This is a genomic window from Anaerobacillus sp. ABA4_114 (assembly GCF_056159065.1).
In genome coordinates this window covers 3,593,843-3,606,955 of the sequence record NZ_JBSWUM010000001.1, presented here as the reverse complement: position 1 = coordinate 3,606,955, position 13,113 = coordinate 3,593,843, and the positions used below count along the sequence as shown (strand labels likewise).

Sequence of the window (13,113 nt, the reverse complement as noted above, 5' to 3'; positions counted from 1 at the left end):
AACCTATTCATCTTTTTAAAAATTCATCACTGAGTGAAATTGAAATTTTGGCACGCCATATGCAACCTTTGGGAATTATTTACGTCTACAAGTGTGGAAGGGTAGAAACAGAAAGGGGATAACTATGATTAGAGGGGTCTATCGTTTTGGGGTGAAGTTCTTAGCATCTTTTGTTGGTGTTTTACTGCTTGGTGCCTTACCAGGTTTGTTCAATGGAATGAAACTTGATCTAGGAGGTTATGGAGATCGGTTGGTCGCGACTATACAAAAACTGATGGCTTATAACGAGCTCACCTTCCGAGTTGGTGATAACCAATATCCATTGTTTCCTGAACTCTTTACATACTTAAACTATTCCTTGATTTTGCTATTTTCAGCACTTATCTTAGCTTTCATTAGTGCGTTAGGGGCAACATATCTCACCATGATGCTTCCAATAAAATTTAAACAGATGATAAAAAGAGGATCGTTTTTATTCGAATCGTTACCAGACGTTTTTATTCTTGCATGCGTACAGATCGGTGTCATTTGGTTCTATAAGAAGACTAGTATTCTACTCGTTGATATCGCTGCGTTCGAAAGAATCTATGCGATGCCAATACTCGTGTTGTCGATCCTTCCAGCGTTGTTATTCTATCGCATCATGCTTCATGTGTTTGAAGAAGAAGCTGAAAAGCCTTATGTCGAATTGGCGAAAACAAAGGGTGTTGCAGGAACTGCTCTTATGTTTGTTCATATGTTTCGAAACGCTTTGTTACCGATTTATTTTCATTCGAGGTCAATCATCTGGTTCGCGCTTTCAAATTTGTTCATCATGGAATTTGTTTTCAACTTAAACGGTATCATCCGCTTTATGTACACTAACCCTACACCTGAACTCTTTACAGTTGGCGCTTTGTTACTTTTTGTGCCGATCTTTATTATTCTTGGACTCTACCAACTTCTTGCAGAACGAGTTTCCAAAGCGGAGGCATTGTAACGATGAATGGGGGGAATAGCTCGTGTTAATGAAAAATCCGATGTTTCTTACTGGGATACTTGTTCTTATCCTTTTGTTTGGAGGGAGCGTATTTTATACCATCGCGTATGATGACCACATTCCACAAACATTCATGCTTTATAATGAAGAAGGAAATTTGATCGACAAAGCTCCATTAACACCTTCACAGGTTGAGCCGTTTGGAACAGATAAATTAGGATACCATCTTTTTCAACAGATCATTATAGGTGCAAAATATACAATTGGAATCGCGCTTCTTATCGCATGTATGAGAATGTCGTTATCCTTTGTAGCTGGAGTGATCTCTGGTACCTATTCAAAGAAAACGTCTCGTGTAACTTCAGGCCTGGTAGATGCGATGCAGTACATTCCTATTTCTCTACTTAGCTATTTTATCTTAAGGGGCGTACTGATGGAGAATGGGATGGAAGGTACGTTTCAATATAATTTCTGGGAAAGGTTGATCTTTGAAGTCATTATCTTAACAGCAGTCGCTGTTCCTACTACGACCGTACTGATATCAAATGAGACGCATTCATTGTGGCAAAAGAGCTATATCGAAGGTGCGAGAATTCTTGGTGGTTCTAGAGTAAGAATCTTGTTCAAACACATCTTTCCTCATTTGTGGCCAAGAATGATGATCATCTTTCTGCAACAGTTGATCAATGTCTTTATCCTGTTGTTACATCTCGGATTACTAAAGCTTTTCTTAGGTGGTACAATCTTTAATCCTGATCCACAGCTTGGGGACGAATATCGTTCGGTGTCTTCAGAGTGGTCGGGGCTAATCGGGTCTACATATGAATTTCTTCCGTATAATACGTGGATTCCTCTTATCCCGATCCTTTTCTTTGTCGTTGTCATTCTTTCAGTTAACATCACCCTCGAAGGCTATAAGCAATCTCAAAATGGTCAGGTAGGGAAGAGGCGTAAACGGAGAAAAGAAGTTCATACAACAACAGAAGAGAAGAACGTGTCAGCTGGGTCATTTTATTTTATCAACCATGAAGAAAGTGAGTACGAAGATCAAAAAGCAGTGAACAGATAGACAAAAGCACAACCGCGGAGGTTGTGCTTTTTGGCATCTTTATTCATTTGGTTGAAGCCAGTTAATGCGAGTGTCATCTCTTCCTTTTGTACCTTTTAATAAAATCGCACTATTCTCTCCACCTAAATAATTTTGTATGGCGTATTCGTTCTCTGCCGTAATGATAATATCAACAGAATAGTATTTCCAGAGATCACCGAGGCCGTTATATTCCTCAATATAAAGGTGTGAAAGTAACGTAAGATAGCTATTAGCTGCTTCTTTCATTTTCTCTTCCGTCATGGAGTCAGGGACCATCAATTCAAGGTGAAGCGTGCTCCCTTTTGCGAAATAAGTAACATTCATAATATCCGTGTCTCGCTTTGCTATTTCTGTTGACCGCTTCATATAAGCGGCACTAATATATGGGGAGTCAATGTTTTCCTCTGCACTGTTGTTTTCAGGGAACCACATGTCGGTTCCTGTTAATTGAATGGTAGTCGTAATGAGTAAGAGCAGGCAGGCTACTAACCCTACCCATTCAAGAACCATACTTTTCTTCCTTGGACGTCTTGAGTAATGTTCGATGAGTATATTGTCGAGCATTTTTTCTTTTTTTGCTTCAGTAAAATGTTGCTTCTGAAACATGACGTTCTTTACCTTTTTCTTCATATCATTTGTTTCCATAAAGTTGTTCACTCACTTTCTCCACCGAGTCTTGTTTCAAGCAGGCGTCGGGCCCGATGCAGACGAGATTTAACCGTTGCTTCTTTTGTATCTAGAAGATCACTGATTTCTTTGATCGATAAATCTTCATGATAAAAAAGAATAAACGATTCACGGTATTTAATGGGAAGCTTTAAAATTTCGTTGCGCAACTTCAAAGCTTCTTCGTTTTTCACGATTAGTAATTCAGGAGAAGAATCATGAGATTTTATTAACTTCAACATTGTGCTCGGAACGATATGTTTAAAGGACCAGCTACGAACGTAATCATGGCAACGATTTACCGCAATGCGGTATAGCCAGTTTTTTAAGGAAGCTTCTCCACGATATGTATCAATTTTTAGAAAGCATGTTAAAAATACTTCCTGTACAATGTCCTCAGCTTTGCCCCAATCCTTCACATATGTATAAGAAAGTCGAAGGATCGACTCACCAAATTGTGACATCAACTGTTCGATTAACTGCGTTTTCTCGACAGTGGTATAGGAGGTAATATCACTTTTCTTTATTAAGTTAAGGTCGATCTTTCTCATGTTATCAGCCCTTTAAAAGTCCTTTTTCTTATAAAGACGGTCGCCCCTACATAAAGTTGCAGGTATCTTTAATTTATTTCATTTGCGTGCCCCTTTTTCCTTTTTCTTTTCGATATATAGTAGGAAGTAAATTTATTTATGGGGAGTGAAAGATGATGATCATCATCGATGCTGGTCATGGAGGTACGGATCCAGGTGCATGTGCAGGAGGGATAAGGGAAAAGGATTGGACGTTAGAAGTGTCGTTGCATCAGCAATCGTTTTTAAATAATCTTGGCATTCAAACGGTGCTGACTAGAACCTCCGATAAAGGGTTGACGCCTATAGAGCGAACGAATCTCGTCAAACGGTGTGGTGGGTCAATTTGTATTAGTAATCATTTTAACGCGGGTGGAGGGAAAGGAGCTGAAGTGATCCATTCAATTTATTCAGATGGTAAGCTTGCAAAAGCAGCAGGACATGCTCTTACGTCAGCGGGAATGCCTCTCAGGCGAGTGTTCTCGCGAAAAGGAAGAGACGATCGTGATTATTACTTTATGCATCGCCTCACTGGATCAGTTGAAACGCTCATTGTAGAATATGGCTTTTTGGATTCAACTGAGGACATGGCGAAACTACGTGCGCTTCGATTGAAACTTGCAGAGTCTGTTGCGCTTGCCGTTGTTAAAAAGACGCAGTCGGTCTATGTTGTACAAGCTGGTGCATTTCAAGAGAAGAAACGAGCACTAACACTTTGTACTGAATTAAGAGAAAAAGGGTATGATGCGATTATAAAAGAAGAGCGATAATCGTCAATAAAAAATGAGTCATGCTGCTGCATGACTCATTTGTTGTTCTTATTTTAATAAATCTGGATTTTCACTTTTCGCTCGCTTTACTTTAGGCTTTCGAACGCCACCTGCGATGTCCGCTTTTTTAAAGTCCTTTGCATATGCAACTTCCTGTGCATCACTTAATTGAAAACCTTTTTCGTGAATCGGTTGATATTGAGAGTTCTTAGCCATGATGCTATTCCTCCTTGTAGTAAATATCGGCTTATATTAAATCGATACCCTGGTAGAAAATGAGTTAAACATACATGTTCTATTTTGTTATCGCACACGATTTTGTGGTAACTTAATGATAAGCGTATGTCGTTTTTACTATTGGAGGAATTATGGAACGAAAAAAATTAACGAATCTCATAATAGGAAGTTTCATTGTGATCGTGGGAGCTCTTTTGTTAGGGAAGTATACGTATGTTCATGAAGAGCACATCGAACGAGGCGAAATCGTTAGTAAGGAAAGTCATCACCACGAGTACTATGTCTTTGTACAGCCCGAGGGTGAAGGTGATGCCAAAAAGCTTGTTGTAGAAGATGAGATGACTTGGAATTTAGTAGTCGAAGGTGAACTTTACAACGTTGCTTATGCATGGCATGGTTCAAAGGAACCTGTCATTGAAGAGATGGAAAAAGTAGAACGAGAGTAATATTCTCGTTCTACTTTTTTGTATACCGATTGTTCAATAGTTGTATGGTGAAAATAAGTTGAACAAACGAGATATATGCAAAAAGACTCAGATGAACAGTCAGGTTTGCTGTCCATTTGTATCATTTTCATTGATGTTTTGATAGGTTTTGTCGAATGTATGTACTCTTGTTGTTTAAGTAATGTATAATAAAGGTACTAAATTGGAAGGTGGTTCTTACGATGACGATAAGAAACACTCAGAAGGAGAAGCTCGCTGTAGATCGGTGTATGAAACATTTAGAAGTCGTCAACGTTGAACCTAAAGTAAGACAGCTTATTTACATGTACATGACCTCTATTTATCGGGAAGCTTATAAAGAAGGTTTGGCCGATGGAGAACGTCAAGAACAACCTCAGGAACAGCACTCAGGCTAATGTGCCAAAAAAATGGTTTGATTTTTTGTGTGATTTAGCTATACTGATTAGTAATATAACAACGTCTATGCGAAAGAGAGTAGTGTTTGTGAAGGGAAAAGCGATCCGGGGATGGTGTGAGCCTGGAGCCTAGGCAAGCATGAACCGGACTTTCAAGATACTGTTCTGAACGATTAGTAGGAATGGTCGGTTTCCCCGTTATGGAATAAAGTTGGCACTGGTTGTAACCAGGCAATAAGAGTGGTACCGCGGATTACTCCGTCTCTAATCAATGATTAGAGGCGGAGTTTTTTGTATATTATGAAGGAGGATTTTTAATTGAACTATAAAGACATATTTGCAAATGAGCTTTATCATGTGATTGAAAATAAAGTAGCGTACGAGACCATCCTCAACCGAATCGAAAAACCAAGTCAAGAAAGCTATGGAGATTTTGCCTTTCCATGTTTTGATCTCGCTAAAATCATGAGACGTTCTCCTCACCAAATCGCATCAGAGTTAGCGCCCAAATTAGAACATCCTGCGTTTGAAAGATGTGAGTCTGTAGGGGCCTATCTTAATGTGTATTTGAAAAAGAGACAGGCTTCATCAGAAATCATAAGTGACGTGTTAGAGAGTGGATATGAATTTGGAAGGAGCAATCATGGCAACAATGGAAAAGTTCCAATCGACATGTCTTCTCCTAATATAGCGAAACCCTTTTCAATGGGGCACTTACGCTCAACTGTTATTGGAAATTCACTAGCTCTATTACTTGAAAAAATAGGCTACGAGCCTATCCGAATCAATCACCTGGGAGATTGGGGAACTCAGTTCGGTAAGCTGATCGCAGCTTACTTGAAATGGGGTGACGAAGAAAAGGTTCGTCAGAATACGATTAAAGAACTTCTCGCTCTATACATTAAGTTTCACGAAGAAGCTGAGAAAGACGCCAATCTTGAAGATGAAGGAAGAAGATGGTTTAAGCGCTTAGAAGATGGAGATAAGCAGGCCGTTAAGCTATGGGAATGGTTTAGAGAAGAATCACTAAAAGAGTTTAATCGTATCTATGAATTGATGGATATTTCCTTCGACTCAACAAACGGGGAAGCATTTTACAACGATAAGATGGATCGCGTTGTTCAGCTTCTATCTGACAAAGAGTTACTCAAAGAGTCAGAAGGTGCGCTAGTTGTAGAGATGGACGACGACAACCTTCCTCCATGTTTGATTAAGAAAAAAGATGGAGCAACGTTATATGCTACCCGTGATTTAGCAGCAGCGTTATACCGCTACGAAACATATGGATTCAGTCAATCTTTATACGTAGTAGGGAATGAACAAAGCTTGCACTTTAAACAACTGATCGAAGTATTGAAGAAGCTAGACTTTGATTTCGCAGAAAACATGCATCATATCTCATTCGGTATGATGTTGAAGGATGGCAAAAAAATGTCTACGCGTAAAGGGAAAGTCGTTCTCCTAGAAGAAGTGCTTCAAGAGGCAATTCAGCTTGCGAAAGTTAATATTGAAACGAAAAATCCTTCGTTATTAAATAAAGATGTTATTGCAAAACAAGTTGGTGTAGGAGCTGTACTGTTCCACGATTTGAAGAATGACCGTCGAAACGACATCGATTTCTCTCTCGAAAGCATGTTGAGAGTCGAAGGAGAGACAGGTCCGTACGTGCAATATACGAATGCAAGGGCATGTTCGATCTTAAGAAAGGGACAATACACTAAGGGTGATGTCTCTGGAGTGGAGGATGAGAAGGCATGGCCAATCGTTATGTTACTCAATGCTTTTCCTGAAACGGTTCAAAGAGCAGCGCGTGAATTTGACCCATCGATCGTTGCTAAATACTTGATCGATCTCTCTCGCTCTTTCAATAAATATTATAGCCATGTAAGAATACTTGATGAAGAAAATATGAAACAAGGTAGACTAGACTTAGTGGCATCCGTTTCGATCGTGTTAACAGAAGGTCTTCGATTACTCGGAATTCATGCACCGCAAGAAATGTAACAACATGGTTCAGGCTTTATAAGGAAAACGCAGACCCATTAAGTGGATCTGCGTTTTTTTAATAGCCCGTGTAATCCGTATCCTCGACTGTTCCATCAAACATATTTTGTTCATATTCATCGATCGTCTCTTCGTATCGTTCATGAGATTCATTCGGCATAACACCAGTCGGTTTCCCATCGATATCAGATGTAAGAAACGTCTCGATCTCTTCAACATACCCATATGGTTCGTCTGCTTCGACATACATATTGTCGTAGTCTTTTTTTGGATCGATGAAATCTGAAGGGGTTTCTGATGTTCCATAACTCGCTGCACGTTGCCAGGAATCTTCAGAGTCAAAGAAATTCGCATCACGGTTATCGTTATCATATCTTCCAAACGGATTTGCAGACTCTTCTGCAGGTCTATTGTGGGAAGTTTGATCAGATGGAGAATGGTCGACGCAAGTTGTTGCTGTTGGCATGGCGAGTAGCCGTTCAGTAGCAATTTCTTTTCCACATTCCTGACAAACACCATATTTACCTTGGTTGATTCTTTGTAAGGCAAGGTTTAGTTCTGCTTTTTCTTGTTTTAAGTGTTCATCTAAAGACAAATCTTTTTCACGTTCGAATAACTCAGTTCCAGTATCACCAGGGTGGTTATCGTAATTTGATAGTTCACCGGTGGATTCTTGAACAAAGGCCTGCGATAGACCAAAATCGTCTTGTTCAGTTCTTTCTTGTTCTTCAATTTCTGCTAATCGATTCTTTATCATTTCTTTAAATGAACGAAGCTGATTGGTTGTCAGCATAAATACAGCCTCCTTATTTTTATGGATAGTTGTAGTATGTAGCAAAGCTTCACATGCTACTTCTGAAAATAATTCCATGAATAAAGAATGAATCCTAGTTATTTGGAAAAAATAGGGAAGTGACAAAGCTGTGGAGAAACTGGTGATCAGATGAAAAGGAAGTTTTATCCTATTGAGGTTTTACTTTGGAGTATCGCGTTTCCAGGGTTTGGACAAATTTTAAATCGTGCTTATATTCGCGGCGGATTTTTTATCCTTCTCGAATTTTTAATCAATGTAAACTCGAACCTTAACTTGAACATTCTGTATAGCTTTCAAGGCAAGTCAAGCCTTGCAGTCGATGTAACAAACTATCAATGGGCGATGTTTTATCCATGTATCTATTTGTTTGCGATTTTTGAAAGCTATGTGATGGCATATCAGCGTCTTAGCATGCGTATTCCTACATACGTAAGTATTCCGTTTGTTTCAGGGGCATATTTTTCAACGATCGGAGTCATTTACTCGAATGTTATACCGATTCCACCCACATTCACTCCGATACTCGGAATTGTGATAGGTGTTGGAATAGGACTTGTGTGTCGAAAGTTCTTATTAAGAAGATTACCGAATTAAAAAACAGGCAGTGAGAATTTTTCCTCACTGCCTGTTTTAGTTAAATTTCACTCATTCGAAAATCTGCGGATTGTAGTTCTTCTGCATCTTTTTCTCTTTCTCTTCGTGCCCATTGGAAGAAGATGTAGCCTAGTGCAGAACCATATGAGATTTCTTGAATAATCTTCATGATGATTCCACCTAATTGCTGGTCTTCTAAGATTCCGAGTGGTTTAAATTGAGCGAAAAGTTCAGGAGGTACAGTAGTGCCCCCAGGAACACAGTAACCCATTGCCGTCGCCCATACAGTTGGATCAGTATAAGTAGCATATAAAGGAGTTGAAGCGAAGATGATCAATGCACACGCAGGTGTTAATAGAACACCATCTGCGAAGATATATCCAAGCTTTTTCACTCCTGATAAGGTATCATATTCAGGGACAGGACATACAAGTGGCCACCACATTGCAAAAGCGGATAGAATCAGTGCGACCTTGTAAATATCCTGAGCTGTATAGTTAACCATTAAGTAGTCAAAGATCTCAGGGATATGATAAAAGGAAAACAGCCCGTTAAATAAGAGCAATGAAATGATTGGAAACGTAAAGAACTTCACAATTTTATGGACGACCTTGATATTGAGAAGCGGTCTTAACATCCACGCTGGCGTACCGATGATCATCAATGGCGGTGCGATTAAATAAACGAGTGCCATCTCGGTCATATGGATACTTAAAAGTAAATGCCCCATAAGTGATAAAGGTCCACCGAATCCAATATAGAGAATAAATACGCCTAAAAGAAAGAACAGCTTTTTATACAACGGAAAAGGAGCTGAATCTTTAAAAGAATTTTTCCATGGTCCAGTTAGAAGTAAATAGAGTACTCCTACGAAAATGGCAGCGACCATTAACCCAGGGCTCCACAACGCACTAAAGGAAAACGTGCTTGATAATTGTTCCCACATCAGGAACACCTCCATCTATATTTCATAAGCCAGTCATAGCAAATCAACATACCCATCATACCACATCAATACAAAATCTCATTAACCTCTACCATTATTGTAAAAAGGAATCAAATGAAATACAACAATACCTAATAGGAATGTGTGAAGGAACCGTGACATTCTGACCTCTAGTTGACAGTAGAGCAAACCTTCACATAGAATGGCATCAGGACCATATATGAACGCACATTCATATAAAACGGAGGAAAAAGTATGGATAATCAAGAAAGAGACGCTATCCTTGAGAACGTGGATCTTGATGAAGAAACGTTATTTATCGTGTCGCAAACGTTTAAAGCACTAGGTGATCCTACAAGAATACGCATCTTAAATCTTCTAGCAGATCATGAATGCTCTGTTAGTGAAATAGCGGAAGGGCTTCAATTGTCTCAATCCACCGTTTCACATCAATTGCGTTTCTTGAAAAATTTAAGGCTGGTTAAATTTCGACGAGCAGGAACAAGCATTTATTATTCCCCAGATGATACACACGTTATGGCGCTTTTGAGTCAGGCGATCAATCATGCTTGTCATGATTAGTAGGAATGATTGAAAAAAGTTTAGAAACGTTCATAAAATTAGGTGTTGAATGAATGTAAGCGAAGTTATAATGTGGATAGAACGAACGAGAGGGGAATAAGCATGTTAGCAAAAATTAAGCAGCATAAAACTGAATCTGCTGTTATTTTCTTAGCTTTTATTCTGCCTTTTATTACGATGGTTGTGATCGGTGCATTATCGATCTATCTATCTTATAGTGGCTAAGGAATTAACAGTGTTTTCATAGGAAGGTGGACGAGATGACGGATATAGGATCAATCTTAGTCGTCATGTCGACGGTTATCTTCTTTGTTGTCTTCGGACTGTTTGGTTTCTTTCTTTATATGCTAAAACGAAAAGAAAGAAAGGAAGAGAATCAAAAGGAGATGCCTGAACATGAGGAGTAAAAATATAAGACTGCTTATTATATTACTTATTATCAGCGCAGTATGGGGAGTCGCCTACTGGGTCTGGGCATTTGGTAATGTATAAAAGACTTTTCCGAGGAGAAAGGTCTTTTTTTGTTATAAACAGCATGAAGTAAGGAATACATAATAATGGCGAATTCGAGCGAAGAGAGGGATAAGATGGGACACCATAATCACAGCTCAGTAAAAAATATTAAAACGGCATTTTTCCTAAACTTCAGTTTTACTATCATAGAAATCATAGGCGGCCTCTTAACGAACAGTATGGCGATCCTATCTGATGCTCTGCATGACTTAGGAGATTCATTATCATTAGGAATCTCGTGGTATCTCCAAAAGAAATCAAACCGTAAAGGAAGTAACGCCACGTTTAGCTTTGGGTATAGAAGATTTTCGTTACTAGGAGCTTTAATCAACAGCATCATTTTAATTGGCGGCTCCCTTTTTATTTTGACACAGGCCGTCCCTCGTCTCTTAAATCCAGAGCCTGTTCAAGCGAGTGGAATGATGGTATTAGCAATTCTAGGCGTTCTCGTGAACGGTGCAGCTGTTTTTAAACTCCGTAGTGGTAAATCCATGAATGAAAAAGTGGTAACGTGGCACTTACTTGAAGACGTACTAGGCTGGGTAGCTGTATTGATCGTGAGTATCGTTCTGATGTTTAAAAACATCCCGATTCTCGACCCGATTCTTTCGGTTATGATTACGCTCTATGTGTTGGTGAATGTGATTAAGAACCTCAAGAAAACACTTATGATCTTTTTAGATGCTGTACCTGAGGGTGTCGATTTGGAAGAGATAAAACGTAAGATAGCAGCTCTACCAGGCATTACTTCGACCCACCATACGCATCTATGGTCTCTCGATGGCGAACAGCATGTTCTTAGTACTCATATCGTTGTGGAAGAGTCTCTAGACAAAGCTGAAATCATCCACATTAAAGAACGAATTCAAGAGTTTGTTGAAGAGCTGCATCTGGAACATTTAACGATCCAAGTCGATTACCAAGATGAACGTTGTCTGATGGCTGAGTCGTCTGTGGACGATCGGTAGTTGTACATAGGCTTAGAGAGGTTGACAACCACAGAGTGTAGAGAAAGTCTCGAAGGTAGATGAAAGTAGATGATAATTTCCATTCTAATTAATGTTGATGGATATTGAAATATCTGCCTGTTAAACCATTGGACGGAACGTTCGTTTTGGATAAATTCTCATCAAGTAGGAGAGACGATCGCGGACTCCTGCGGTCGTCATCGACTACGGTATCGGGAGCACCGAATAATGAAATGGGTTCCTCGACAAGTTGGGTTGACAACCAGCTCTTTTTTCCTTATCATCATATTAGATTATATGTTTAAACTTTTGAACGGATGTGGGTTTCTATGAATAACGAACAAGAGCATCACGAGGTAATTGATCTTTTTAGGAAAAGCACACCAATTTTTCAAGCGTTAGGTGATCCATATAGACAGGATATTATCATGCTCTTAAGTGAACATGACAAATTGAGTGTCAATGAAATCACGGAGAAATCAACTTTATCAAGACCAGCGATCTCTCACCATTTGAAGATCCTGCGTGAAGTAGGGCTTGTAGCTGCTTCTAAACAAGGTACGACACGTTTTTATTCACTACAGTTAGAAGATAGCGTAACAACATTAAAACACTTATTAGCAAAAGTAGAAGATGCTTGCTTTTAGTCTTCTACTTTTTAACACATTTAATGTTTAAAAGTTTAAACTAATAGAAGTAATGGAGGTAATATACGTGAAAACTGCACTGATAACTGGAGCATCAGGTGGCTTAGGATATGAGTTAGCCAAACTAATGGCGAAAGATAACGTCGACCTGATTCTAGTCGCACGAAATAAAAAAAAATTAGAGGAAAACGCAAACGAATTTAGGAAGCATGGTATTCAGGTTGACGTCATCGTAAGCGATCTTTCGAAGCCTGGGGCACCGGATGAAGTTTATGCTGAAGTACAAAGAATCGGGAAGGAAGTTGACATTCTCGTTAATAACGCTGGTGTTGGCATGTTTGGTCGATTTATAGAGAACGACCTTCAGCAAGAGATGGACATGTTATACTTGAACATCAATTCCCTCACACATTTAACGAAGCTATTTTTACGCGGAATGAAAGATAGAGGTCACGGAAAGATCTTAAACATCGCTTCAACGGCTGCATTTCAACCAGGTCCACTGATGGCCGTTTACTATGCTTCTAAAGCTTATGTTCTGTCGTTTTCTGAAGCGATAGAAAACGAGTTAAACGGCTCTGGTGTAACAGTATCGACACTATGTCCTGGTCCTACAAAAACAGATTTTGCCGACCGAGCGGACTTAGGTAAATCAAAACTTTTCAATATGGGTACGATGGATGCAGAGTCTGTTGCTAAAATAGGGTATAAAGGGTTTATGAGCAACAGAAGTGTGATCATACCTGGTCGACAAAATCGCTTGATGGCAAAATCCGTGCGATTCATGCCTCGAAAACTAGCGACAAGGATCGTTAGAAATGTTCAAAAAGAAAAATGAGGATCTGATTAGACAAAAGGAAATAACATAAGAA

At 39.3% G+C, this 13,113-nt stretch carries 18 protein-coding genes and 1 other annotated feature; of the genes, 13 read left to right on the top strand and 5 right to left on the bottom strand.

Annotated elements, in window-relative coordinates:
- Positions 1–124: 124 nt before the first annotated feature.
- On the top strand, positions 125–979 hold the full coding sequence (locus ACXAEY_RS18560; protein ID WP_474814120.1) for an ABC transporter permease subunit: 855 nt from the start codon (positions 125–127) through the stop codon (positions 977–979).
- Positions 980–1,007: 28 nt separating this feature from the next.
- Positions 1,008–2,048 (top strand): ABC transporter permease, encoded by a 1,041-nt coding sequence (locus tag ACXAEY_RS18555; RefSeq protein WP_474814886.1) that lies wholly within the window; start codon positions 1,008–1,010, stop codon positions 2,046–2,048.
- 39 nt (positions 2,049–2,087) lie between these two features.
- Here the strand turns inward: ACXAEY_RS18555 and ACXAEY_RS18550 are convergent, their stop codons facing one another.
- The gene (locus ACXAEY_RS18550) at positions 2,088–2,726 is read right to left on the bottom strand and encodes a hypothetical protein (RefSeq protein ID WP_474814118.1); all 639 of its coding nucleotides are present in this window, start codon (positions 2,724–2,726) and stop codon (positions 2,088–2,090) included.
- Complete coding sequence (locus tag ACXAEY_RS18545) at positions 2,723–3,286, bottom strand: sigma-70 family RNA polymerase sigma factor (RefSeq protein WP_270182532.1); 564 nt, start codon at positions 3,284–3,286, stop codon at positions 2,723–2,725. The genes ACXAEY_RS18550 and ACXAEY_RS18545 overlap by 4 nt, the downstream gene beginning before the upstream one ends.
- Before the next feature lie 152 nt (positions 3,287–3,438).
- Here ACXAEY_RS18545 and ACXAEY_RS18540 point away from each other — a divergent pair, with 152 nt between their 5' ends.
- Positions 3,439–4,074 carry an N-acetylmuramoyl-L-alanine amidase gene (locus ACXAEY_RS18540; protein ID WP_270182533.1) on the top strand — a complete coding sequence of 212 codons (636 nt, stop codon included), beginning with the start codon at positions 3,439–3,441 and terminating at the stop codon, positions 4,072–4,074.
- 48 nt (positions 4,075–4,122) lie between these two features.
- Here the strand turns inward: ACXAEY_RS18540 and ACXAEY_RS18535 are convergent, their stop codons facing one another.
- On the bottom strand, positions 4,123–4,290 hold the full coding sequence (locus ACXAEY_RS18535; RefSeq protein ID WP_270182534.1) for a YfhE family protein: 168 nt from the start codon (positions 4,288–4,290) through the stop codon (positions 4,123–4,125).
- A 152-nt stretch (positions 4,291–4,442) separates the two neighbouring features.
- Between ACXAEY_RS18535 and ACXAEY_RS18530 the strand changes: the two genes are divergently transcribed.
- The 3 genes from ACXAEY_RS18530 to argS all read left to right on the top strand — a co-directional run bounded on the left by ACXAEY_RS18530 (position 4,443) and on the right by argS (position 7,177).
- On the top strand, positions 4,443–4,757 hold the full coding sequence (locus ACXAEY_RS18530) for a hypothetical protein (RefSeq protein WP_270182535.1): 315 nt from the start codon (positions 4,443–4,445) through the stop codon (positions 4,755–4,757).
- 221 nt (positions 4,758–4,978) lie between these two features.
- Entirely contained in the window at positions 4,979–5,173 is a 195-nt protein-coding gene (locus ACXAEY_RS18525; RefSeq protein WP_270182536.1) for a hypothetical protein, read from the top strand.
- Between the two features lie 58 nt (positions 5,174–5,231).
- Positions 5,232–5,442, top strand: a binding site (T-box leader).
- 49 nt (positions 5,443–5,491) lie between these two features.
- Positions 5,492–7,177, top strand: coding sequence for an arginine--tRNA ligase (argS, locus tag ACXAEY_RS18520; protein ID WP_474814115.1), 1,686 nt, complete (start codon positions 5,492–5,494; stop codon positions 7,175–7,177).
- A gap of 58 nt (positions 7,178–7,235) precedes the next feature.
- Here argS and ACXAEY_RS18515 read toward each other — a convergent pair whose 3' ends face one another.
- Positions 7,236–7,970, bottom strand: a complete 735-nt coding sequence (locus ACXAEY_RS18515; RefSeq protein ID WP_270182538.1) for a TraR/DksA C4-type zinc finger protein — start codon at positions 7,968–7,970, stop codon at positions 7,236–7,238.
- A 150-nt stretch (positions 7,971–8,120) separates the two neighbouring features.
- On the opposite strand from ACXAEY_RS18515, the gene ACXAEY_RS18510 reads away from it, so the two are divergent.
- Entirely contained in the window at positions 8,121–8,585 is a 465-nt protein-coding gene (locus ACXAEY_RS18510) for a hypothetical protein (RefSeq protein ID WP_270182539.1), read from the top strand.
- A gap of 40 nt (positions 8,586–8,625) precedes the next feature.
- Here the strand turns inward: ACXAEY_RS18510 and ctaG are convergent, their stop codons facing one another.
- Positions 8,626–9,531: a cytochrome c oxidase assembly factor CtaG gene (gene ctaG / locus ACXAEY_RS18505; protein WP_270182540.1), complete on the bottom strand. Its 906-nt coding sequence runs from the start codon at positions 9,529–9,531 to the stop codon at positions 8,626–8,628.
- A 255-nt stretch (positions 9,532–9,786) separates the two neighbouring features.
- Between ctaG and ACXAEY_RS18500 the strand changes: the two genes are divergently transcribed.
- The 6 genes from ACXAEY_RS18500 to ACXAEY_RS18475 all read left to right on the top strand — a co-directional run bounded on the left by ACXAEY_RS18500 (position 9,787) and on the right by ACXAEY_RS18475 (position 13,079).
- Positions 9,787–10,113 (top strand): ArsR/SmtB family transcription factor, encoded by a 327-nt coding sequence (locus tag ACXAEY_RS18500; protein WP_270182541.1) that lies wholly within the window; start codon positions 9,787–9,789, stop codon positions 10,111–10,113.
- A gap of 102 nt (positions 10,114–10,215) precedes the next feature.
- The gene (locus ACXAEY_RS18495; protein WP_270182542.1) at positions 10,216–10,338 is read left to right on the top strand and encodes a hypothetical protein; all 123 of its coding nucleotides are present in this window, start codon (positions 10,216–10,218) and stop codon (positions 10,336–10,338) included.
- Between the two features lie 35 nt (positions 10,339–10,373).
- Positions 10,374–10,520 (top strand): hypothetical protein, encoded by a 147-nt coding sequence (locus ACXAEY_RS18490; RefSeq protein WP_270182543.1) that lies wholly within the window; start codon positions 10,374–10,376, stop codon positions 10,518–10,520.
- Positions 10,521–10,670: 150 nt separating this feature from the next.
- Positions 10,671–11,594 (top strand): cation diffusion facilitator family transporter, encoded by a 924-nt coding sequence (locus ACXAEY_RS18485; RefSeq protein WP_474814111.1) that lies wholly within the window; start codon positions 10,671–10,673, stop codon positions 11,592–11,594.
- Between the two features lie 329 nt (positions 11,595–11,923).
- A complete protein-coding gene (locus tag ACXAEY_RS18480; protein ID WP_474814109.1) occupies positions 11,924–12,241 on the top strand; it encodes an ArsR/SmtB family transcription factor in 318 nt (105 codons plus the stop codon).
- 52 nt (positions 12,242–12,293) lie between these two features.
- On the top strand, positions 12,294–13,079 hold the full coding sequence (locus ACXAEY_RS18475; RefSeq protein ID WP_474814107.1) for an SDR family NAD(P)-dependent oxidoreductase: 786 nt from the start codon (positions 12,294–12,296) through the stop codon (positions 13,077–13,079).
- The last annotated feature ends 34 nt before the right edge of the window (positions 13,080–13,113 follow it).

Coding starts and splice junctions, on each gene's coding strand:
- ACXAEY_RS18560 (WP_474814120.1), top strand. CDS start 125: ATGATTAGAGGGGTCTATCGTTTTGGGGTGAAGTTCTTAGCATCTTTT.
- ACXAEY_RS18555 (WP_474814886.1), top strand. CDS start 1,008: ATGAAAAATCCGATGTTTCTTACTGGGATACTTGTTCTTATCCTTTTG.
- ACXAEY_RS18545 (WP_270182532.1), bottom strand. CDS start 3,286: ATGAGAAAGATCGACCTTAACTTAATAAAGAAAAGTGATATTACCTCC.
- ACXAEY_RS18540 (WP_270182533.1), top strand. CDS start 3,439: ATGATGATCATCATCGATGCTGGTCATGGAGGTACGGATCCAGGTGCA.
- ACXAEY_RS18535 (WP_270182534.1), bottom strand. CDS start 4,290: ATGGCTAAGAACTCTCAATATCAACCGATTCACGAAAAAGGTTTTCAA.
- ACXAEY_RS18530 (WP_270182535.1), top strand. CDS start 4,443: ATGGAACGAAAAAAATTAACGAATCTCATAATAGGAAGTTTCATTGTG.
- ACXAEY_RS18525 (WP_270182536.1), top strand. CDS start 4,979: ATGACGATAAGAAACACTCAGAAGGAGAAGCTCGCTGTAGATCGGTGT.
- ACXAEY_RS18515 (WP_270182538.1), bottom strand. CDS start 7,970: ATGCTGACAACCAATCAGCTTCGTTCATTTAAAGAAATGATAAAGAAT.
- ACXAEY_RS18510 (WP_270182539.1), top strand. CDS start 8,121: ATGAAAAGGAAGTTTTATCCTATTGAGGTTTTACTTTGGAGTATCGCG.
- ctaG (WP_270182540.1), bottom strand. CDS start 9,531: ATGTGGGAACAATTATCAAGCACGTTTTCCTTTAGTGCGTTGTGGAGC.
- ACXAEY_RS18500 (WP_270182541.1), top strand. CDS start 9,787: ATGGATAATCAAGAAAGAGACGCTATCCTTGAGAACGTGGATCTTGAT.
- ACXAEY_RS18495 (WP_270182542.1), top strand. CDS start 10,216: ATGTTAGCAAAAATTAAGCAGCATAAAACTGAATCTGCTGTTATTTTC.
- ACXAEY_RS18490 (WP_270182543.1), top strand. CDS start 10,374: ATGACGGATATAGGATCAATCTTAGTCGTCATGTCGACGGTTATCTTC.
- ACXAEY_RS18485 (WP_474814111.1), top strand. CDS start 10,671: ATGGCGAATTCGAGCGAAGAGAGGGATAAGATGGGACACCATAATCAC.
- ACXAEY_RS18480 (WP_474814109.1), top strand. CDS start 11,924: ATGAATAACGAACAAGAGCATCACGAGGTAATTGATCTTTTTAGGAAA.
- ACXAEY_RS18475 (WP_474814107.1), top strand. CDS start 12,294: ATGGAGGTAATATACGTGAAAACTGCACTGATAACTGGAGCATCAGGT.